20 protein-coding genes and 1 tRNA gene are annotated in these 21,093 nt (G+C 62.6%); 7 read left to right on the top strand and 14 right to left on the bottom strand.

Annotated features, from left to right (window positions below; all coding sequences use genetic code 11):
• The first annotated feature begins 92 nt into the window (after window positions 1-92).
• Complete coding sequence (locus G3N97_RS10800; protein ID WP_205993198.1) at window positions 93-1,151, top strand: LysR family transcriptional regulator; 1,059 nt, start codon at window positions 93-95, stop codon at window positions 1,149-1,151.
• Window positions 1,152-1,604: 453 nt separating this feature from the next.
• Here the strand turns inward: G3N97_RS10800 and G3N97_RS10805 are convergent, their stop codons facing one another.
• The 9 genes from G3N97_RS10805 to G3N97_RS10845 form a co-directional block, all read right to left on the bottom strand.
• Window positions 1,605-2,024: a biopolymer transporter ExbD gene (locus G3N97_RS10805; protein WP_205993199.1), complete on the bottom strand. Its 420-nt coding sequence runs from the start codon at window positions 2,022-2,024 to the stop codon at window positions 1,605-1,607.
• Window positions 2,025-2,042: 18 nt separating this feature from the next.
• A complete protein-coding gene (locus G3N97_RS10810) occupies window positions 2,043-2,771 on the bottom strand; it encodes a MotA/TolQ/ExbB proton channel family protein (protein ID WP_176080984.1) in 729 nt (242 codons plus the stop codon).
• A 78-nt stretch (window positions 2,772-2,849) separates the two neighbouring features.
• On the bottom strand, window positions 2,850-3,584 hold the full coding sequence (locus G3N97_RS10815; protein WP_205993200.1) for an energy transducer TonB: 735 nt from the start codon (window positions 3,582-3,584) through the stop codon (window positions 2,850-2,852).
• Between the two features lie 265 nt (window positions 3,585-3,849).
• Window positions 3,850-4,101 carry a (2Fe-2S)-binding protein gene (locus G3N97_RS10820; RefSeq protein ID WP_205993201.1) on the bottom strand — a complete coding sequence of 84 codons (252 nt, stop codon included), beginning with the start codon at window positions 4,099-4,101 and terminating at the stop codon, window positions 3,850-3,852.
• A gap of 415 nt (window positions 4,102-4,516) precedes the next feature.
• Window positions 4,517-5,377, bottom strand: coding sequence for a glutamate racemase (murI, locus tag G3N97_RS10825; protein ID WP_205993202.1), 861 nt, complete (start codon window positions 5,375-5,377; stop codon window positions 4,517-4,519).
• Between the two features lie 121 nt (window positions 5,378-5,498).
• Complete coding sequence (gene bfr / locus G3N97_RS10830; protein WP_065061384.1) at window positions 5,499-5,978, bottom strand: bacterioferritin; 480 nt, start codon at window positions 5,976-5,978, stop codon at window positions 5,499-5,501.
• A gap of 208 nt (window positions 5,979-6,186) precedes the next feature.
• Window positions 6,187-7,710, bottom strand: coding sequence for a fumarate hydratase (locus G3N97_RS10835; protein WP_205993203.1), 1,524 nt, complete (start codon window positions 7,708-7,710; stop codon window positions 6,187-6,189).
• 54 nt (window positions 7,711-7,764) lie between these two features.
• A complete protein-coding gene (locus G3N97_RS10840; protein WP_205993204.1) occupies window positions 7,765-8,370 on the bottom strand; it encodes a TIGR00645 family protein in 606 nt (201 codons plus the stop codon).
• 287 nt (window positions 8,371-8,657) lie between these two features.
• The gene (locus G3N97_RS10845; protein WP_176080985.1) at window positions 8,658-9,551 is read right to left on the bottom strand and encodes a DMT family transporter; all 894 of its coding nucleotides are present in this window, start codon (window positions 9,549-9,551) and stop codon (window positions 8,658-8,660) included.
• Between the two features lie 409 nt (window positions 9,552-9,960).
• Between G3N97_RS10845 and acs the strand changes: the two genes are divergently transcribed.
• The 3 genes from acs to G3N97_RS10860 all read left to right on the top strand — a co-directional run bounded on the left by acs (window position 9,961) and on the right by G3N97_RS10860 (window position 14,424).
• Entirely contained in the window at window positions 9,961-11,943 is a 1,983-nt protein-coding gene (gene acs, locus G3N97_RS10850) for an acetate--CoA ligase (protein ID WP_205993205.1), read from the top strand.
• A 100-nt stretch (window positions 11,944-12,043) separates the two neighbouring features.
• On the top strand, window positions 12,044-12,409 hold the full coding sequence (locus tag G3N97_RS10855; RefSeq protein ID WP_205993206.1) for a DUF4212 domain-containing protein: 366 nt from the start codon (window positions 12,044-12,046) through the stop codon (window positions 12,407-12,409).
• Window positions 12,406-14,424: a sodium:solute symporter family protein gene (locus tag G3N97_RS10860; protein ID WP_205993207.1), complete on the top strand. Its 2,019-nt coding sequence runs from the start codon at window positions 12,406-12,408 to the stop codon at window positions 14,422-14,424. The genes G3N97_RS10855 and G3N97_RS10860 overlap by 4 nt, the downstream gene beginning before the upstream one ends.
• Before the next feature lie 40 nt (window positions 14,425-14,464).
• On the opposite strand, the gene G3N97_RS10865 is transcribed toward G3N97_RS10860, so the two are convergent.
• Window positions 14,465-15,097: a hypothetical protein gene (locus G3N97_RS10865; RefSeq protein ID WP_205993208.1), complete on the bottom strand. Its 633-nt coding sequence runs from the start codon at window positions 15,095-15,097 to the stop codon at window positions 14,465-14,467.
• Between G3N97_RS10865 and G3N97_RS10870 the strand changes: the two genes are divergently transcribed.
• Window positions 15,083-15,268, top strand: coding sequence for a hypothetical protein (locus G3N97_RS10870; protein ID WP_205993209.1), 186 nt, complete (start codon window positions 15,083-15,085; stop codon window positions 15,266-15,268). The two genes, G3N97_RS10865 and G3N97_RS10870, sit on opposite strands and share 15 nt — an antisense overlap.
• Window positions 15,269-15,698: 430 nt before the next feature.
• A complete protein-coding gene (locus tag G3N97_RS10875) occupies window positions 15,699-16,481 on the top strand; it encodes a hypothetical protein (protein ID WP_205993210.1) in 783 nt (260 codons plus the stop codon).
• On the opposite strand, the gene G3N97_RS10880 is transcribed toward G3N97_RS10875, so the two are convergent.
• The 4 genes from G3N97_RS10880 to G3N97_RS10895 all read right to left on the bottom strand — a co-directional run bounded on the left by G3N97_RS10880 (window position 16,465) and on the right by G3N97_RS10895 (window position 19,607).
• The gene (locus G3N97_RS10880) at window positions 16,465-17,052 is read right to left on the bottom strand and encodes a tyrosine-type recombinase/integrase (RefSeq protein ID WP_346778049.1); all 588 of its coding nucleotides are present in this window, start codon (window positions 17,050-17,052) and stop codon (window positions 16,465-16,467) included. The genes G3N97_RS10875 and G3N97_RS10880 overlap by 17 nt on opposite strands.
• 126 nt (window positions 17,053-17,178) lie before the next feature.
• Window positions 17,179-18,876, bottom strand: a complete 1,698-nt coding sequence (locus G3N97_RS10885; protein ID WP_205993211.1) for an FkbM family methyltransferase — start codon at window positions 18,874-18,876, stop codon at window positions 17,179-17,181.
• 125 nt (window positions 18,877-19,001) lie between these two features.
• Window positions 19,002-19,259 carry a hypothetical protein gene (locus G3N97_RS10890; protein ID WP_205993212.1) on the bottom strand — a complete coding sequence of 86 codons (258 nt, stop codon included), beginning with the start codon at window positions 19,257-19,259 and terminating at the stop codon, window positions 19,002-19,004.
• 257 nt (window positions 19,260-19,516) lie between these two features.
• Window positions 19,517-19,607, bottom strand: a tRNA-Ser gene (locus G3N97_RS10895).
• A gap of 279 nt (window positions 19,608-19,886) precedes the next feature.
• On the opposite strand from G3N97_RS10895, the gene G3N97_RS10900 reads away from it, so the two are divergent.
• Window positions 19,887-21,068, top strand: coding sequence for a porin (locus G3N97_RS10900; protein ID WP_205993213.1), 1,182 nt, complete (start codon window positions 19,887-19,889; stop codon window positions 21,066-21,068).
• Window positions 21,069-21,093 lie beyond the last annotated feature (25 nt).

The following is a 21,093-nucleotide window of genomic DNA, read 5'->3' on the forward strand; positions in this document are numbered from 1 at the left end:
CGATATGCGAAACAAACCGCTATTATAGGTAGCCGATTTGGCCTGTTTGACCGCCTGATCGCAATGGATTGTCCCATCGCTGGAACGACGACATGAAAATCGATTCGCACAACCTGAACGACCTGATGTACTTCTCGCAGGTGGTGGAGCACGGCGGATTCTCGGCGGCCGAACGGGTGCTCGGCATATCGAAGTCGCGCCTGTCGCGGCGCGTGAGCGAGCTGGAGTCGTCGCTCGGCGTGCGTCTGTTGCAGCGCTCCACGCGCAAGCTCGCGCTGACGGAGGCGGGCGAACTGTTCTATCAGCACTGTCGCGCCATGCTCGCCGAAGCGCAGGCCGCCGTGAACGTGGTGCAGTCGCTGCGTTCCTCGCCGCGCGGCACGGTGCGCGTAAGCGTGCCGGTCACGCTCTCGCAGACCATCTTTTCGCAGATCATTCCCGAGTTCATGCATCGCTACCCGGAAGTGCGGGTGGTGATGCGCGTGACGAATCGCGTGATCGATCTGTTCGAGGATTCCGTCGATATCGCCTTGCGCGTGCGCTCGGAACCGCCGCAGAACGCCAACATCGTGGTGCGTCCGCTGTGGCGCACGGAGCAGATGCTGGTGGGCGCGCCGAGCCTGCTCGCGCAGAACGCGCCGCCGCTCACGCCCGACGATCTGTCCCGCTTCGAGACGCTCGACACGCCCACGAGCGACGGGCGACACGTGTTTCATCTGATCGCGCCGGACGGCACGCGCCACGCGCACGAACACGAGCCGCGTCTCATCAGCGCCGACCTCACGACGATCCGCGAAGCCGCCTTGCAGGGCCTCGGCATCGCTGCGATGCCGGAGATGATGTATGGCGCCGCGCTGCGTTCGGGCAAGCTCTCGCCGGTGATGCCGGGCTGGACGCTGCCGGTGCCGCAGCTTTACGCGGTGTTTCTCTCGCGCCAGGGCATGGTGCCCGCGGTGCGCGCGTTCGTCGATTACCTCGTCGAAGTGCTCGACGCCGACAAGAGTCTTCAGCAGGAATGTCCGCTTCGCAGCGAGATCGCCGCGCTCGCCGCGCAGAATCAGGCGGGGCAGGGCAATCCGGGACCGAGCAGTTCGCTCTCGACCGGCGGCCTGCCGCGCACGAAGTCGCCGAGCAATATCGAAACGGCTTGAGGCGCGCGACGCTTCAAGGCGATCGAAGCTTTGCGAACTTCCGCGCGTCTGTCACGTCTTTGCCTTTTGGCATTTAAGCGCGGCCGGCAATCGTTACTTTCAATGGGCGAAGTCTTGAAGGCGTGCAGCGAGAGGCCTATATTGAAGCCGTCTCGCCAAGCACCGGTCTTGAGCGGGATTCGATGGCCGCTATCATAGTGAGCCTTCAGGGCTGAACGCGCAGTCCGTGTCGACCACGGCAGTCGCATGTGCCGATGTGAACCGATCGAATGTCGGGGAGTGTCGCCACCGCCCGAATGCGCCGCGTGCGCACGAAAAAAGGCCTTCATCTGACGATGAAGGCCTTTTACTTTTGGGCCCTGAAAACACGGCCTGAAAACAAAAACGCGCGGCAAATCGCGCCGCGCGTTTTTGTGTTTCGTTTCGTCTTGCGACGATGCGAAGATCAGTGCATCAGTGATGCGCCGGATCGGTCACGAAACCGAGCTTCGTCAGACCGCCGCTCTGCGCGGCCGACATCACCTGCGCAACCTTTTCGTACTGCACCTTGCGGTCGGCGTTCAGATGCAGTTCGGGCTGCGGTTGCTGCTGCGCGGCTGCCGCGATCTTCGCCGTGAGCTGGTCGTCGTTCACGGCATCGCCGTCCCACAGCACCGTGCCGTCCGCTTCGATCGATACGTTGATCTGCGCGGGCTTCGTGTCTTCCTTCACGCTGCTGGCGTGCGGGAGGTCGATCTTCACGGCGTGACGGATCACGGGGATCGTCACCATGAAAACGATCAGGAGCACCAGCATGACGTCGACGAGCGGCGTCATGTTGATCTCGTTCATCAGGCCATCGTCGTCGTCGCTGGCAAAGGGGCTCATCGCCATGTTTGCTGCCTCCGCGAATTAGTGGCTGCGTGCGGCGACGCGCAGGTTGCCGTTCTTCGCCGTGGTCGACGACAGGCGCGCGCCCGTCACGAAGAAAGCGTGCAGGCCGTGCGCGAAGCGGTTGAGCTTCGCAACGATCGACTTGTTGGCGCGCGTGAGCGCGTTGTAGCCGAGCACCGCCGGAATCGCCACGAACAGGCCGAACGCCGTCATGATCAGCGCTTCGCCGACCGGACCCGCGACCGCGTCGATCGAGGTCTGGCCCGTCGCGCCGATCGTCAGCAGGGCGTGATAGATGCCCCACACCGTGCCGAACAGACCGACGAACGGCGCCGTGCTGCCGATCGAGGCGAGGATCGCGAGGCCGCTTTGCATCTTCGAGACCGACTCGTCCATCGTGTCCTTCAGGCAGCGCGTGACCCAGTCCGACACGTCCATGCGGTCATGCAGATGCGGTTGCGTCTGGTGATGATGATCGGCGGCTTCCTGGCCCGACAGCGCGAGCGCGAGGAACGGGTTGTCTTCAGGCGTACCGGTGCCGAGCTTCTTCACGCCGTCGGCGAGGTCGTCCGAGTGCCAGAACTGCTGTTCGGCGTTCTTCGTGAGGCGCTTGAGGCGCGCGACGTTCCAGCCCTTGATGACGATCACGCACCACGACAGCACCGACATGATCAACAGCGCGAGCGCGATGCCGCGTGTGACGAAATCCCCTTGCGCCCAAACGTGGGCGATACCGTAGCTCTGCATGCTTTTTTCCTTGATTCGATGCGTTAAACGTTGTGATTCTCATTCAGACGGATGGCGCGGCCGTTACACCGGGCGCCGTCAATCGTCGAGGGTGAAACCGAAAGGCTGCGTGTAGGCGGCGCGTACGGGCTGGCCGTCCTCCAGGTACGGCTTGCACGAACTGTCGCGCATGGCGCCCATCGCGGCGTCGTCGAGACGGCTGTAGCCGCTGCTCTTCTTCAGCTCAATATTCTCGATCTTTCCGGTCAAGCCCACCACGAAGTGGACATAGGCCGTGCCGGTTTCGCCACGGCGGCGCGAGAGCGTCGGGTAGTCGGGCTTGACGATGTTGCACTCCAGGTGCGACACGTTCTTCGGCGCCGTCAGCGCCATGGTCGGCTTGCCGACCGCGGGCGCGGCCTGAGCGGCGGGAGCCGGCGGCGCAGGCGCGGGCGGAGCCGGCTGCGACGGAGCAGGCGTTTCCACCACGTGCTGCGAGGGCGAGTCGGCCACCGGCAGCGGCGGGGTGGGCGTGGGCTTCGGCTTGGGCTGAACCTTGGGCTTTTCGCGCTTGACTGGCACCGGTTTGGGCGGCGGCGGCGTAGGCGTGGATTGGATCGCGGCGGGTGCGGCGACCGGGTCGGGCTTGATCAGCTCGGCGGTAATCGTTTGCGACTCGAGCGCGACCGGCGTGACGGCGTCGCGTTTCATGAGCACGACGGCGATGAGCGCGGCGTGAAGCGCGATGACGATCGCGCTCGCGGTCACGACTCGGCGGTTCGTGCGGACGGCGGGAAACGAAAACGCGCTGGCGGTGGTTTGGGTAGCCTGCATATTAGCGTTGCCGCCCGGATGACGACGGCGCGCAGGCTGGGCAACGCGTCGCTACAGGCAGCTTTATGGGCGAAAAATCAACAGCGAGATGCACACGGTGGTCACGAATCCGATCAGCAATTCCATAGCGGGCATCCTCCGGGAAAAAGGAAACAGGCGCTAGCTGGCTGGTCAAGAAACTGGCTTGCTGTCGGCGGTAAGCGCTCGATGATCGAGCGATGAAGCAAGGCGCGCGCGAGCTGCGGGCGCGCGCCCGTCAAGCTGTTCAGGCTGCCTTGCGCTCGTAGAACGTCATCGGCACCACGTGCGGAACGACGGCCACCTGCGGGCGGGTCACGCCGCAGCGGCTTGCACAGACGCCACTTTGCGCCATCACGTCGCGAACGGATTCTTCGCACTTGCCGCAGCAGGTCGCGACGCCGAGCTCGAATTGCAGCTCGTCGAAAGAGTCCATGCCGTCGGCAATCGAGGCACGAATCGTCCGGTCGGAGACGGACTTGCACACGCAGACAATCATGATGGAGCGCAATAGAAAGAGTTAATGCGAATTATTATCATTATGTTTGGACGGTTTGGCAAGCATGCGCAGGGAATTTTTGTAACGAAACTCAGGGCTTAGCAGGGAAATTGCTGCTCGGGATCAAGGGTGCGATCTGCGCGATGTCCGGCGAATCGGGGTGCGATGTGGGGCAATCCGCAGACGGATGGCGGGAAAGCCGTGCCTGGTGGGCGTCGCGGCGTGAGGAGGGAAGTTGGCGCGATGAGGGCGCCATCAGCGCGAGCGAAATTCGTCCGACCGGAAAAGGGGCGCGATCTTCGCGAAAATTTTTTGGACGAACGCGACGCTGGCACCGAAACGCCGACATCGACCCTGACAATGACAGGGAGATTGAGCTTCGCCGCGCGATGTCGATCGAGTCGGCCGGAGCGGCTCAGGCCGCGTCGGGTTCCAGTTCGCGCGTGCGGCGCGACGGAATGCTCACGCATTCCACCTGTGACTCGATGCCGAGCAGCGCGGCCGCGAGCTTGCGCAGATGCATGCCGTCGTTCGTCGAGCAAAACCGTGCGGCGGGACTCGCGCAATCGGTCGGGTGCGCGTCGGCGCGCAGACCGTGCTGATCGAGCACGCGTTCGAGCTGGCGCGCGATGGCGACGCTCGTATCGACGAGCGTCATGCGTTCGCCGACGATCGAGCGAATTGCCGCGTCGAGAAAGGGGTAGTGCGTGCAGCCGAGCACGAGGGTGTCCGCGCCCGCGTCGAGCATGGGCTCGACGTAACCGCGCAGCAATTGCAGCAGTTCGGGCGAGTCGACGTCGCAGCATTCGACCGCTTCCACCAGACCGTAGCCCGGCTGGCTCAGCACGCGTAGATCGGCGGCATGGCGTTCGACCAGCGCCTGGAAGCGCGCGCTGCGCAAGGTGACCGGCGTGGCCAGCACACCGGCAACGCGCGAACGCGACAGTTGCGCGGCAGGCTTGATGCCCGGCTCCACGCCGACGAGCGGAATCGGCAGGCGCGCGCGCACGAATTCGATGGACTGCGCCGTGGCCGTGTTGCAGGCCACCACGAGCGCCTTGGCTCCCTGCGCCACCAGCCATTCGCCGATCGCGAGCGTGCGGTCGGCGATGAAGTCGTCGTCGCGCTGGCCGTAGGGCGCATAGCGCGAGTCGGCCACATAGACGAGCCGTTCGGCAGGCAGCAGCGCGCGCACGGCGCGCAGCACCGAGAGGCCGCCCAGACCGGAATCGAAGATGCCGATGGGCGCGGCGCGAGTGGAAGCCGGAAGGTTCAAGTGCGTCGGGAAACCGGAAAAGAAACAGGGTTCGCGGACGGCGTGACTATATAGAGCAGCCACGCCGCGCTCGGGGGCCGCACCCGCAATCGATGCGGATGCGCCGCGTGAGCCCGGACGATCAGGATTCTACCGAACCCATCATCGTTTGCTGATAGTTCTGCAGGCCGACCTTGTCGATCAGGTCGATTTGCGTTTCGAGCCAGTCGATGTGCTCTTCGGTGTCGTCGAGAATCTTCGTGAAGATTTCACGCGAAATGAAATCGCGAACCGATTCGCAATAAACAATCGCTTCCTTACACGTCGATTGCGAAATCTGTTCGAGTTTCAGATCGCATTCGAGGATTTCCTTGGTCTCTTCGCCGATCAGCAGCTTATGCAGATCCTGGAGATTAGGCAGGCCGTCGAGCATGAAAATGCGTTCGATAAGCCAGTCGGCGTGCTTCATTTCGCCGATCGATTCGTCGTATTCATGCTTGCCGAGTTTTTCGAGACCCCAGTGCTTGTACATGCGGGCATGCAGAAAATACTGGTTGATTGCGGTGAGCTCATTCTTGAGTTGCGCGTTCAAATACTCGATGACTTTTTTATCGCCTTGCATGATCTTTCCTTCCTTGTGGGGCGTGGGTTTTCAAACACTGGTTCGAACAATAAACGCTCAATACGCAAATGCCAAGGCCGAATCCCGGCTGAAATCAAACACTTGCCCGTGCTGAGAATTAATCTCGTTACGTTTTGCGTTTTCCAAAACAAAAACCGGGGCGTAAGCCCCGGTTTTCAGTTTTCGGTGTGAAACCGAATGATACACATCATGCGGTCGCGACGGGGATTTTCCCGATCTTCGCCTGCCATTCCGCCGGGCCGGTCTTATGAACCGAGGTACCCGACGAATCGACAGCGACCGTCACCGGCATATCGAACACGTCGAATTCATAAATGGCTTCCATGCCGAGGTCTTCGAACGCGACGACCTTCGAGCCGCGGATCGCCTTCGACACGAGGTAGGCGGCGCCGCCCACGGCCATCAGGTATGCGGCCTTGTGCTTCTGGATCGCCTCGATTGCGACCGGACCGCGCTCGGCCTTGCCCACCATCGAGATGAGGCCCGTCTGCGAGAGCATCAGTTCGGTGAACTTGTCCATGCGCGTGGCCGTCGTGGGACCAGCCGGGCCGACGACTTCGTCGCGCACCGGATCGACCGGGCCGACGTAATAGATCACGCGGTTCTTGAAATCGACCGGCAGCTTTTCGCCCTTGGCGAGCATGTCGGCGATGCGCTTGTGCGCCGCGTCGCGGCCCGTGAGCATCTTGCCCGACAGCAGCAGCGTCTGGCCCGGCTTCCACGACGCGACTTCTTCCGGCGTGAGCGTGTTCAGGTCGACGCGCTTGCTGGTTTCCGTGTTCGGTTCCCAGTTGACCTTCGGCCAGGCGTCGAGCGAGGGCGCTTCCAGCTTGGCCGGACCCGAGCCGTCGAGCACGAAGTGCGCGTGGCGCGTGGCGGCGCAGTTCGGGATCATCGCGACCGGCTTCGAGGCCGCGTGCGTCGGCGCGGCGTGAATCTTCACGTCGAGCACGGTGGCGAGACCGCCGAGACCCTGTGCGCCGATGCCGAGCGCGTTGACCTTCTCGTGCAGTTCGACGCGCAGTTCTTCGATCCAGTCCTTCGGACCGCGCTTGATGATGTCCTGAATGTCGATGGACTCCATCAGCGATTCCTTCGCCATCAGCATCGCCTTTTCAGCGGTGCCGCCGATGCCGATGCCGAGCATACCCGGCGGGCACCAGCCCGCGCCCATCGTCGGCACGGTCTTGAGCACCCAGTCGACGATCGAGTCGGACGGGTTGAGCATGACGAACTTCGACTTGTTTTCCGAGCCGCCGCCCTTGGCCGCGACCTGCACGTCGACCTTGTCGCCCGGCACGATCTCGTAGTGGATCACGGCCGGCGTGTTGTCCTTCGTGTTCTTGCGGCCGCCTTCGGGCGGCGACACGATCGATGCGCGCAGGACGTTGTCCGGGTTCAGGTAACCGCGGCGCACGCCTTCGTTGATCATGTCGGTGACGCCCATCGTCGCGCCATCCCAGCGCACGTCCATGCCGACCTTCACGAAGATCGTGACGATGCCGGTGTCCTGGCAGATCGGACGGCGGCCTTCGGCGCACATGCGGCTGTTGGTGAGGATCTGCGCGATCGCGTCCTTCGCTGCCGGGCTCTCTTCGAGCTCGTAGGCGCGGCCGAGCGCTTCGATGTAATCCTGCGGATGGTAGTAGCTGATGTACTGGAGCGAATCCGCGATGCTCTGGATCAGGTCTTCCTGCTTGATGACGGTCATGGCTAGCTTCTGTGGGGACAGGGGTGTTTCGAATTGTGGCCTGGCGCGCCGGTATTACTCCGGCGTCGCCGTGTCGCGCACGACACGCTCCGGCACCGGATGGCGCGCGGCGAGGTCGTGGTAATGCTCGGGATGCGTGTGCGTCGTGATGCGATCGATCCACGCCATCACGAGCGCCGAGAGCAGGAAGGCGACGTGGATCGCCACCTGCCAGATCACGGTGCGCTCGGAAACGGCGTCGGGATTGATGAAGGTTTTCAGCAGATGAATCGACGAAATGCTGATGAGCGCCATCGCGAGCTTCACCTTGAGCACGCCGGCGTTCACATGATCGAGCCATTCGGGTTCGTCGGGGTGGCCTTCGAGGCCCATGCGCGAGACGAAGGTCTCGTAGCCGCCGACGATCACCATGATGAGCAGATTCGAGATCATCACCACGTCGATCAGGCCCAGCACGGCCAGCATGATGCTGGTTTCGTCGAGCGACATCGCGTGCGTGACGAGATGCCAGACTTCCTTGATGAACAGCACGCAATAGACCGTCTGCCCGACGATCAGGCCGAGGTACAGCGGCACCTGCAGCCAGCGGCTCATGAAGATGATGCTGGGCAGCAAACGCATGCGGCGGCGGGACTGCGGCTGGGGACGAGCGGCGGACATGTGCGTTGTGGGTCGCGATGATCGTGGGAACCGGATGAAGCGCCCGCAGCAGGCGCGGCGGGCGATTCTGACGATTCGGGCAGGGCCGCGACGGCGTGCGCCGCGCGCGCTGGCACGTTTCTCACGTTCGCGCGCTGCGCCGCAATGCCGCAGGGGCCGGGCGGGCGCTATTGTAACGCGTCGGCGGCGCGCGTCGCCGGGATACGGGCAGACAAACTTTCAGAACTCTTACGTCAGAACAGGGCCGAAGCGCGCTGAAGCCCGCCGGGCGCGGCCCGCACGAAACTTCACGACGCCACGGGCGGCAGCCGTTTTGTCTTGACGCTCGCGAGCGCGATGCCCGCGACCACGCAGGCGAGCGCGACGCCGTGCGCGGGCGTCGGCCGCTCGCCGAGGAAGACCATGCCGTAGACCGCGGCGGCCACCGGCAGCACGGCCGTGAACACGCCCGCGATGCTGCCCGGCACGTGACGGATGCCCATCATCCAGAGCACGAACGAGAACACGCTCGCCGAGAGGCCGTACCAGACCACGAGCCCCCAGACGCTGGCTGGCACGCTCGCGTAGTCGAACGAGAACGCGCCGGCCAGCCCGACTGGCAGCATCAGCAGAAAGCCGAACAGATGCGTGTACGCGCAGATTTCGAGCGGCGCGAGCGTTTGGGTGAGACGGCGCGAGAGGATCACGTAGAGCGATTCGCAGCACACCGCGCCGAGCACCATCAGATTGCCCGCGAGCGAGCCGGGATTCTGCGAGCCGGCGTCCGCGTGCGCGAGATTGACCACGGCGATACCCGCGATCGCGAGCGCGATGGACGCGAAGGCGCGTGCGTCGGGGCGCTCGCGCAGGAACAGCCACGCGAACAGCGCGACCACGGCCGGAATCGTGCTCGTGATGACGCCCGCGGCCACCGCGCTGGTGCGATGCACGCCGCCAAGCATCAGCAGCGTAAACCCGAATGTACCGAAGAGGGCCTGAAGGAACAGATTGATCCATTCGTCGCGCTTCACGCGGCGCATGCGGGAGAGGCGCAGCAGGGGCCAGAGCACCGCGAGGGCGATCACGAAGCGCAGCAGCGCGAACAGCGGAACCGGCAAAAATGCGACGATCGACTTGCCGATGCCGACGTTGCTGCCCACCAGCAGCATGGCGGCGACGAGAAAAAATGAATAACGGTTCAAGCTGGAATCCGGGCGCTGAGATCAGTTAGCATTCTAAATGCCCGCTTAATGCCTCGCCATGGTGTCGGCGAAGGCGCTCGAGCGCCGCGGGGCGTGCCGCCTTGGGGCAAACCCCTGCGCCGCACGCGAGCGCACGTAAGTAGCGGGTAAGTTGTCGCGCTTAACCTTTGAGCGCATGGGTTTTGCCGCGCAGGTTTTGCCGCATGAGTCTTGCGCGGACCCGTGCAGACCGCCAGGCGCCAGGCACATGTGCTTCGCGCCATCGAGCGGCAAAGTAAACAACGCGCCGTCGCGCGCCCGCGCAAATCCGGGCGGCAGCGCGGCGGCACACGGAGACGGCGCGCGCGGGCATCCACGATGCCGCGCGCGTCCACGAGTTTGACGTTTCATCTTCACCAAGGGGTTGTCGATGTCTGCGATTGAATCGGTTCTTCAGGAACATCGTGTGTTTGCGCCGTCCGCGCAAACGGTGGCGGACGCTACGGTGTCCGGCATGGAAGCCTACAAGGCGCTGTGCGCCGAGGCCGAACGCGATTACGAGGGTTTCTGGGCGCGCCTCGCGCGCGAAACGCTGACCTGGCAAAAGCCCTTCACGAAGGTGCTCGACGAGTCGAAGGCGCCGTTCTACACCTGGTTCGAGGACGGCGAGCTCAACGCCTCGTACAACAGCCTCGACCGTCACGTGGAAGCGGGCAACGGCGAGCGCGTCGCCATCGTCTTCGAAGCCGACGACGGCACCGTCACCAACATCACGTATCAAGATCTGCTCTCGCGCGTATCGCGCTTCGCGAACGCGCTCAAGAAGCGCGGCGTGAAGAAGGGCGACCGCGTGGTCATCTACATGCCGATGTCGGTCGAAGGCGTGGTGGCCATGCAGGCTTGCGCGCGCATCGGCGCGACGCACTCGGTGGTGTTCGGCGGCTTCTCGTCGAAGTCGCTCAACGAACGCATGGTCGACGTGGGCGCGGTCGCGCTCATCACCGCCGACGAACAGATGCGCGGCGGCAAGGCGCTGCCGCTGAAGAATATCGCCGACGAAGCCATCGCGATGGGCGGCTGCGAAGCGGTGCAGACCGTGATCGTCTACCAGCGCACGGGCGGCAAGGTCGCGTGGCACGAAGGCCGCGACCTCTGGATGCACGAAGTCTCCGCGGCGGAAAGCGACGTCTGCGCGCCGGAACCCGTCGGCGCGGAACACCCGCTCTTCATCCTCTATACGTCGGGCTCGACGGGCAAGCCCAAGGGCGTGCAGCACAGCACCGGCGGCTATCTGCTGTGGGCCGCGCAGTCGATGAAGTGGACCTTCGACTGGAAGCCGAGCGACGTGTTCTGGTGTACCGCCGACATCGGCTGGATCACGGGCCACAGCTACATCGCCTACGGCCCGCTCACGATCGGCGCAACCCAGGTCGTGTTCGAAGGCGTGCCCACCTACCCGAACGCGGGCCGCTTCTGGGACATGATCGCGCGCCACAAGGTCAGCGTGTTCTACACGGCGCCCACGGCCATCCGCTCGCTGATCAAGTCCGCGGAAGCCGACGCCAAGGTGCATCCGAAGAGCTATGACCTGTCGTCGCTGCGCATCCTCGGCACGGTCGGCGAGCCGATCAATCCGGAAGCGTGGATGTGGTACTACGAGAACGTGGGCGGCAAGCGCTGCCCGATCGTCGACACCTGGTGGCAGACCGAAACCGGCGGCCACATGATCACGCCGCTGCCGGGCGCCACGCCGCTCGTGCCGGGTTCGTGCACGCTGCCGCTGCCGGGCATCATGGCCGCGATCGTCGACGAAACCGGCCAGGACGTGCCGAACGGGCAGGGCGGCATTCTGGTCGTCAAGCGTCCGTGGCCGTCGATGATTCGCAACGTCTGGGGCCAGCCCGAGCGCTACAAGTCGGGCTACTTCCCCGAGGAACTGGGCGGCCGTCTGTACCTCGCCGGCGACGGCAGCGTGCGCGACAAGGAAACCGGCTACTTCACGATCATGGGCCGCATCGACGACGTGCTGAACGTCTCGGGACACCGCCTGGGCACGATGGAAATCGAGTCGGCGCTGGTGGCCAATCCGCTCGTGGCCGAAGCCGCGGTGGTGGGCCGTCCGGACGACACGACCGGCGAAGCCGTGGTGGCGTTCGTGGTGCTCAAGGCGGACCGTCCGCAAGGCGACGCCGCCGTGAAGCTCGCGAACGAACTGCGCGCGTGGGTGGGCAAGGAGATCGGACCGATCGCCAAGCCCAAGGACATCCGCTTCGGCGAAAACCTGCCGAAGACGCGCTCGGGCAAGATCATGCGCCGCCTGCTGCGCTCGCTCGCGAAGGGCGAGGCGATCACGCAGGACGTGTCCACGCTGGAGAATCCGGCGATTCTCGACCAGCTCGGCGAGTCGTTGTAGTCCCATCCGGAGCGCGCGGCGGCCTGCGTCACAGGGCCGCCGCGCGCCTCCCGAGGTTGCCCCCAATTGCCGGTCATGCGCCTTTTTGCTACACAGGCGCATGGCCGCGCCACACACCAACCCCCAGAACAACGTCAATCCCTTACCTGAACCGCCCGCGGTCAGCGAGGCGATGGCCTACGCGCATCGGCGCTACTGGCGCTTCAATCTCGCGCTGATCGCCGTGCTCATGACGATCGGCTTCGCGGTCTCGTTCGTCGCGCCGCTGTTCGCGCACGCGCTCGACGGCCTGCGCTTCGCCGGCTTCAGCCTGCCGTTCTACCTCGGCGCGCAAGGGGCGATATTGATCTACGTGGCGCTCGTGGTCGTGTATATCGTGCTGATGCAGCGCGCCGACCGCGTGCTTCAAGCCGCGCGCGAAGCCGACATGGCGATCCGCCAGGCCAGCCAGGCGCCGCAACGATGAAGCTCGCGCATCGGCTCATCCGCTCCTACGCGCTCTATACGCTCGGCTTTCTCGCCTTCGTCTTCGTGATGGGGCGCATCGAGCGCGCGACGGGGCCGGGCATGTGGATCGGCTACGTGTTCCTGTTCGTGCCGATCGCCGTCTACGCCGTGATCGGGCTGCTGTCTCGCACTTCGGATCTGGTCGAATACTACGTCGCGGGACGGCGCGTGCCCTCGGTCTTCAACGGCATGGCGACGGCGGCCGACTGGCTCTCGGCGGCGTCGTTCATCGGCCTCGCGGGCTCGCTCTACGCGACCGGCTACGACGGCCTCGCGTACCTGATGGGCTGGACCGGCGGCTACTGCCTCGTCGCGTTCCTGCTCGCGCCGTACGTGCGCAAGCTCGCGCGCTACACCATCGCCGATTTCCTCGGCACGCGCTTTTCGAGCAACCTCGTGCGCGCACTCGCCGTGCTCGCGACGATCCTGTGCTCGTTCGTCTATCTCGTCGCGCAGATCCAGGGCGTGGGCCTGATCGCGGTGCGCTTCATCGGCGTGGACTTCGCCATCGGCATCTTCTGCGGACTCGCGGGCATCCTCGTGTGCTCGTTTCTCGGCGGCATGCGCGCGGTTACCTGGACGCAGGTCGCGCAATACATCATCCTGATCGCGGCGATCCTGATTCCCGTCTCGCTGATCGCGCATCGCGACGGACTCGGCTGGGTGCCGCAGCTCGACTACGGCAACGTGATGCAGCGCGTGGAAGCGCTCGAACGCGACGCGCGCGCGTCGAGCGCCGAGGCCAACGTGCGCGACGAATACGAGCGGCGCGCGGCGCTGTGGCAGTCGCGGCTCGATGCGCTGCCGGGTTCGTACGTGGAGGAGAAAACGCGGCTCGTCGATGCGCTCGTCGATCTGCGCCGCCATAACGGCCCGCTGCGCGACATCGATTCGCTCGAACGTGAAGTCGCCCGTTTCCCGCGCGACATTGAAGCGGCGCGCGCAGCGTGGACGCGCGAACGCGACGACCTGCTCGCGCTCGCGACGCCGCCCGTGCCGATGCACGAAGCGTTTCCCGCGGAAAGCGACGAGGCGCGGCGCGTGCATCAGCGCAATTTTCTTTCGCTGCTGCTGTGTCTTTCGCTGGGGACCGCGAGCTTGCCGCACATTCTCACGCGCTATAACACGACGACTTCGGTGGCGTCGGCGCGGCGCTCGGTGGGTTGGACGCTGTTCTTCGTCGCGCTGTTTTATCTGACCGTGCCGGTGCTGGCGGTGCTGATGAAGTACGAGATTCTTTCGCATCTCGTGGGGCAGCATTTTTCGGATCTGCCGCATTGGGTGATGCAGTGGCGGCGCGTGGAGCCGTCGATGATCAGCGTGAGCGATGTGAACGGCGACGGCATCGTGCACTGGGGCGACATCCGGATGCAGGCCGATATGGTCGTGCTCGCGGCGCCGGAGATCGCGGGGCTGCCGTATGTGATGTCGGGGCTGATTGCGTCGGGCGCGCTCGCGGCGGCGCTCTCGACCGCGGATGGTTTGCTGCTCACGATTTCCAACGTGCTCTCGCACGACGTGTATTACCACATGGTCGATCCGAATGCGTCGAGTCAACGACGCGTGACGATGTCGAAGATTCTGCTGCTGGGCGTGGCGTTGTTTGCTTCGTGGGTCGCTTCGTTGAATGCGGGGAATATTCTGTTTCTCGTGGGCGCGGCGTTTTCGCTGGCGGCGTCGAGTCTGTTTCCGGTGCTCGTGCTCGGCGTGTTCTGGAAGCGCACGACGCGCCTCGGTGCCGTGGCGGGGATGATCGCGGGGCTCGTGGTGTGCGTGTATTACATCGTTTCGACGTATCCGTTTTTCACGCAACTTACCGGGTTCGAAGGATCGCGGTGGTTTGGTATCGATGCGATTTCTTCTGGGGTGTTTGGGGTGCCTGCGGGGTTTCTGGTGGCGATCGTCGTGAGTCTTTTCGATCGGAAACCGGATGAGTATATGGTCGCGTTGGTGGATTATATTCGGCATCCTTAATAATGGATGTGCGCCGCAAACGCGATGCGGCGCTTCAGTTTCAGGTCGTGCCGGTTTGCATGGGCTGCAGGTCGCTGCAAAGCGTTTCAAGTTGCGTTGACGAGCGCTTCCAGACAGCCGTCAATTCGTCACAGGTCTTGATTGCGAAGAGCGTCGACAGGCCTTGTTTTGCGATGTATTCGCTTTGATGGGTCGCCCAGACCAGCGCGTCTTGAATGAGGGCGTCATATTGCTGGATACGCTTTTCGAGCGACGGCATCGCTTCGAAATCGAATCCGGAACCCATCACGCGGACGTTGTTCGCATAGTCGATCAGCAATGTCGCGATCTCTGGCGGTAAGAATCCTGCGCCCGAGCATTGCTTCAACGTCGTTTGAATTGCTTGCGCGTATGACTCGAATGCCTTGAGCGCTGTGTCGATGGCTGTATGGAACCCGGCAACGCTATCTTCGAGCAACTTTCGCTGCCGTGTCGTGGTTGCGCTGTCCATCCGCTGCGCGATGAAGCGCGGGGCGCGTTCCTGGTGGTCGATATATAACGCCCGCCACTGCGCGAGAAATGTCGCTCCCAGTGCTTCGCCTGCCAGCCCTTCGATATCGATTTCGCCGGGCGCTGTTTGTGGCGGGGCGGTCTGTGCATCAGGGAGGAATGAGTGCGAATGGCGCGCTTTCATCATGCGCTCGGCGTCATCGAGCAACAGTCGATCGAGTTTTTCGAGCGCGACAATGGTGCCATGCGCGTCGTCGGTCTGTTGGGCAAAGAATTCGTCGAATTTGCGCTGGATGAGACCTGGCCGGGCAACGAGTTCGTTGTCCGATGCCGAACGGTCTTCAGCGAAACTTGATTGTGCGATTCGCGACGCTGCTGCAAGTCAGGCTGCGTGGGCGCAGCAGGAGGACGTCGCCGGGCATGACGGGCGAGAGGCGCACGCTTGCGTGGTGGGTCATCGAGGGATTTCCGTTTTTCATTCTCGTGCGCGGATGCGCCGTGGATCGATTCAAGGCCCCGAAAAACAAAAACCTCGCAAGTCCTTGAACTTACGGGGTTTTGAGAATGCTCTCCTGGCGGGGAGAGGGGGATTCGAACCCCCGATAGGCTATTAACCTAATTACAGATCGGCTCGCAACGCCCGTTGCGACGGCAACGTATCCCGAGAATCTGTACCTTCGCTATTGTCGCTCAGCCTATATAACTCGTTGAATTGTCTGTATCGGATTCGCCGCTAAGATACACTTTTTAGACGATTGAATCCATGCCAACAGCGGAGGTTGACGATGTCCGGATTGGAGGTTGCAGCGGTCAGCGCAGGGGCTTGGGCTCTTGGAAAGATGAAGGAAAAGGCCACCGACGTCGCCGTAGATTTTCTGAAAGATAAATTTCAGGGATCGGTGGTTACTCGCTGGAGTAACCATCGCGCAGAGCGATTTCTTGCGTCATTTGTCGACGAGGTCTGTAAAGAGGCCGACGTCGTCACCGAGTCAGCGGACCTCAATGTAATGCTGGCAAAGGTCGCGGATGGCGATAAAGAAAGTTCGCTACTCTTCGACTCTTACCGTCGCGTCGCACTTTCCGCGAGCAAAGATCTCGGGCCGATGATCATCGGGTTGCAGACTGCCAAGATCGCTCTGGCGTCGCGCGATGCGACAGAAGAGGAGGAGCAGATTTTTATGGCGGCAGAGTCACTTAACGATAAGGATTTCCGAGAATTTTTGGCCTGGATGGATTCGGCTAGAGAGAGTGATCGAACGGGCGACGGTTACGCTCTTTGCGTGAATCACGGTGCCGAGTTTCCGGTGCTGGTTAAAGGCGGTATCGACGAAGCTCGTGGGCTAGTTGAGGTTCAGCCTCCCGGAGAGAACTCGCTAAACCTTGTCGCGGAGGTCGGAGCATTCGCATTGAAGCTCTGCAATGTCGGAGTTCTAAGCCAAATGACGCAGCCGCGGGGCCATCCGCAGCTGCCTAACGGCACGAACTATTATCTGCTGGTTGGTAAGGCCTGCATCGAACTCGCGGAGCTTGCGCATCGCGCGGCTGCAGCTGCTAGCGCAACGGCTTGACCCGTTCTGGTTTGCGTCGATAGATGCGCTCGGTGATCTTTCCGTCGGCGTGCGCGAGTAGCACGCGCGCGTGCTCAAGCGTCTCGGCATCGCCGGCGCACTTGGCTCGCAAGTCGTGCTCGGTGAACTTCTCTTTGAGCTTCGTCGTTTCGAGCACCTTGCTCATGAAGTTGCGCCACATTGAGTCCCAGCCGCCGGCGCGCCCGGTTTCCTCGTCGAAGTAGCACTCGCCGCGCAGCGTGCAGAAGAGCCACGGAGCGATCTGCACAGGCCGCGCAGATTTCTCGATCGATACTGCCTCGCGCAGCTCGTCGGACCACTCGATAATCAGGCGCTTGCGTGTCGAGTTTTCCGTCTTGCCCGGTGTCACATGAATTCCGTCGTCCTTCAGATCCGACATCGTCAGGCGCAGCAGATCGCCGCGGCGCATTCCGGTGAGCAGCTTCACGCGGGTATATGCCTGGATCGCGAGAACGCTACCCGCTTTGCGCCGCGACTCGATCGACAGACATTCGATGATTTCCCAATCCTCGACGTAGCGCGTGCGCGGCTTCTCGCCGTCGAGGCGCACCTCGCCTTTGAATGGATGGCGGTCGAGATAACCCCATTCGACCGCCTTCGTGTATCCTGGGGCCGCGACCCACGACGGCCTCAGCTATCGTAACGATCTTCGTTGCGTGCTTGTTCCGGTGTACTTTCACAAGGCGGCAAGCGTTTCCAGCGGATACGGAGCGCGCCAGTTCAATTTATGCAAAGGTGCTGCGGCGGCGAGTTCGACCACCTCGTCTCTTTCAAGCTCCAGTTGCGCTGCGAACCGCATTTGCATTGCATGGGGCGCGTCGGCGGAGAACTTTGCACAGGCGGCCCAAGACGCAGCAAAGTGAGCGTCGCGCTCGACCAATAGCTGAAACAGATAGTGGAACCAAAAGTACGGGAAAGTGGCGGTCGTGGTCACGGCAGCGATTGGATCTTCCGGGATGCCTTCTACGGCTTCGCGAGTAGACGACCAAAATTCGCTGATCTTCTGCCACCACGCCTTGACCATCGAGTTCGCAGGAGTGGCGGCAAGGAACCACGATGAGATCGGACGGTCGGGCGCTGGCTTCTCGAAGGCGAAGAACCCACTTTCAGTCATCATTGCGGGCAGCCAATCATCTAGAGGTTGCGTCGGAAGGACGGTCGCATCCACCCAAATACCTCCAGTCTCATGAAGTAGTCGCAGACGAACCACGTCGGACAGGGCCTGATGCGTCAGTGTATCGGGCTTGATCTGTGTGCCGGCAAGCAAGCGAAGCACTGCGGCCCGATCGAGGATTTCCAGCCGATAGTGCGGATTCAGCCGGCCCCAACGTTCGAAATTGAGGCGTACCAGTTCGGGCGCATCCTCCAGACCTTGCAGCCACAGAGAGTAGATAATTTTGGGTACAGTCGGCACGCTCGCGTTGCGCGCTGCATTTTCATCGCTCAGGTCCTTCGCTTTTTGGGTCGGGCGCCGCAGTGCGTCAAAAATGCGAGAAATAGTGCTACGGGGGCGAGACCCATCAGCATTAGTGAGTGTTCGTGACGGGTCACGCAGATGTGCAAACATCACCAGTCCACGTTGCCGCACTTCGTAGCCGAGAGATTCAAGGCGCATGCGAAACTCGTCAGCAGGGCTTTCGCCGTTGCGCTCTGGGCTAACATCAATTGCCACTTTCCGCGGTCTCATGTCGGCAAGTCCCGCAAAGACTTCGAGCTCGACGCCCTCGGCCTCAATTTTCACGAAATCGTAGCGATCAATATTATTCGCGCGGGCATAGTCTGCCAGCGACACGACTCGAATACTCCGCCTCTCGATGACCGTTCCGTCGTCGGGTAGTAGCAGCGAGTGCTCGACGCTATTGGCCGAGACATTAAGCGTCATTTCGTCGGAATGGTCGTAAAGTCCACATTCGTTCAGCTTCGCGTTCGCTGCATCTGAGAGATTTCGACGAGAGCAGTTTGCATTTTCTCGATCAGGTTCGAAAGCATGCAACTGGCTTGCGATGCGCGATGCACTAAGCGAGAAGCCTGAGACATAAGCGCCGCAATCTACTACGACATCACCGGGCTGCACTTCGACGAAGCCCGGCAGGCAGTACTTGCGCTGCAGCCACTCTTCGTAGCCGTAGACAATATGGCTGAGCTTAATGAGCGGCACCGGCCGAGGGAACGTGATTTCGCGCCCTGCCTGCAACGCGACGACGTAGTTTTCTTCGACGCGAAAAGTCGTTTTCGTTAGTCCAGGAGTGCAAGCCGAGAAAATTTCATAAAGAACCAGCCGTTCCGGTTCCGGCAAGACGGCCGCGATTTTTCTGAGCCGAGCCTCTTGCTCTTGCACGTACGCAGACTGATTAGGAAAAAATTGGTCGCTCATGGGCCTAGCGCGGGAATGTATTCATTATTGGGGAAGCCACGATTGCCCGAATGGTACGGCATTTCTCTTACATAGAGTTACACCACCTTGCGCCCAGATCGCAAATGTGTCGGCGTCGCTTTTAGTTACTCTAGGTCGGCGCGCTCCTCGAATGGCTGCTTCCCAATCGAGTCGATCTGTGCCTGCCGGCGCGGCGCCGGTTTGTTTTCTAAACACGGCCCCGCGTTGAGCTCGTTCCGAAGGTGCTCCCAAACCGAATTTGGAATCACGCCGTGGCCGCCTGGCGAAAGGAAGTGGCGGACCTGATTCGCGCGCGCGATCGTCGAGCGCAGGCGGTGCGTCTCCCACAGCAGTTCGAGCACGACGGGGGGGCAGGTGCTCATCTCAGATCTGGCGACGTGTTCGGCGCTGAGTGGTGGGCGATGGTACCCAAGGTTTTACTGTATGCATGTACAGTAGTGCGGCGTGGCCGGGTGGAATTAATCACCGCAATTTCTGCGGTGATTAGGGCGTGAATTCACCGCACAGAAACAAAAAAGGCCCCGCTGAGCGGAGCCGTTTTCTGGACTGCAAAGGTACACCCTTGAATCTAAGGTACAGCGCTTACCCGCGAATATGGCGCAAAGCCTTATGGTGCGGGTGGCGGAGAGAGGGGGATTCGAACCCCCGATAGGCTATTAACCTATACACGCTTTCCAGGCGTGCGACTTAAACCGCTCATCCATCTCTCCGGCGGGACGCGAATTATAGCAGAGTCTGGACGGCGGGGGGAGGGCGTTGCTGGAGCGTCGATATTCCGCCTCTACCGGAGCATCGCAAAACATCGCAAAAGCCCATAAACAATCGCCGCCGCCCGCTACAAAGCATCGAAGAATTGCTTCGTTCCCCGCCTTGCCTCCGTTCCGTATCGTTTTTTGCGCCACTTGCACAACTTGCGCGCTGCACCGCAGCCCGCCACCGCAAAACGCCACACCAAAAACGACACACCAAAACGCCACGGAGCCCGCATCATGAATCGCATCTCGCCACGCGCCTCATCCATCGCCGCTGCCGCCTTCCTTGCCGCGAGCGCCACCGCCGCCCACGCGCAGGGCAGCGTGACGCTCTACGGCATCGTCGATGCCGGCATCGCCTACGTCCACAACGCGCAGGACTCGAGCGGCCAGAACGCCAGCACGCTCGTCAAGTTCAGCAGCGGCAATCTCTCGGGCAGCCGCTGGGGTCTGCGCGGCAGCGAGGACCTCGGCAACGGACTCGCGGCCATCTTCCAGCTCGAAAACGGCTTCAACGTCGGCACCGGCGTCGCGGGGCAAGGGCAGCGCGAGTTTGGCCGCAAATCCATCGTCGGGCTCGCGAGCAACACGTGGGGCACGGTGACGCTCGGTCGCCAGTACGATCCGCTCGTCGATCTGGTGCAGCCGCTCACGCAGGATGGTCCGTTCGGCGGCGTGTTCGGCACGCCGGGCGACCTCGACAACTACGACAACAGCCTGCGCGTCAGCAACTCGGTCAAGTACACGAGCCCGCTGATTTCGGGGCTGCAGTTCGAAGCGCTTTATGGATTCGGCGGCGTCGCGGGCGCGACCGGCAGCGGCCAGACCTGGAGCTTCGGCGCCGCGTACTCGAACGGTCCGCTCGCCCTCGCGGCGGGCTACTTCTACGCCAACGGCGGCAACACCGTCACGAGCGGCGTGCGCACCTGGTCGAGCAGTTCGGACAGCCTCTTCAACACGGTCATCAACCAGGGCTTCGCGAGCGCGAACTCGATTCAGATCGTGCGCGCGGGCGGCAGCTACGCGATCGGCGCGGTGAGCTTCGGCCTCGCGTATTCGAATACGCAATACGGCAGCGACGCGTTTTCCACCTTCCACGAGACCGCGAAATTCAACAACGGTTCGGCGTTCGTGAACTATCAGTTCAGCCCGGCATTGCGCGCGGGCGTCGGCTATAACTACACGTCGCTGACCGGGCCGTCGTCGGCGCACTACAACCAGGTGAACGTCGGCGGCGATTACGCGTTGTCGAAGCGCACCGAGCTGTACGCGCTCGCGGGCTGGCAAAAGGCGAGCGGCCACACCTTGAACGCGAAGGGCGCCGCGGTCGATGCGCAGGCATCGATCGGCGACTTCGGCGTGAATTCCGGCACCGATACGCAGACGCTCGCCGTCGTCGGCATCCGTCACAAGTTCTAACGCCGGACGTACACACACGCGCGCG

The sequence above is a fragment of the Paraburkholderia sp. Ac-20347 genome, from assembly GCF_017104805.1.
GTDB lineage: Bacteria > Pseudomonadota > Gammaproteobacteria > Burkholderiales > Burkholderiaceae > Paraburkholderia > Paraburkholderia tropica.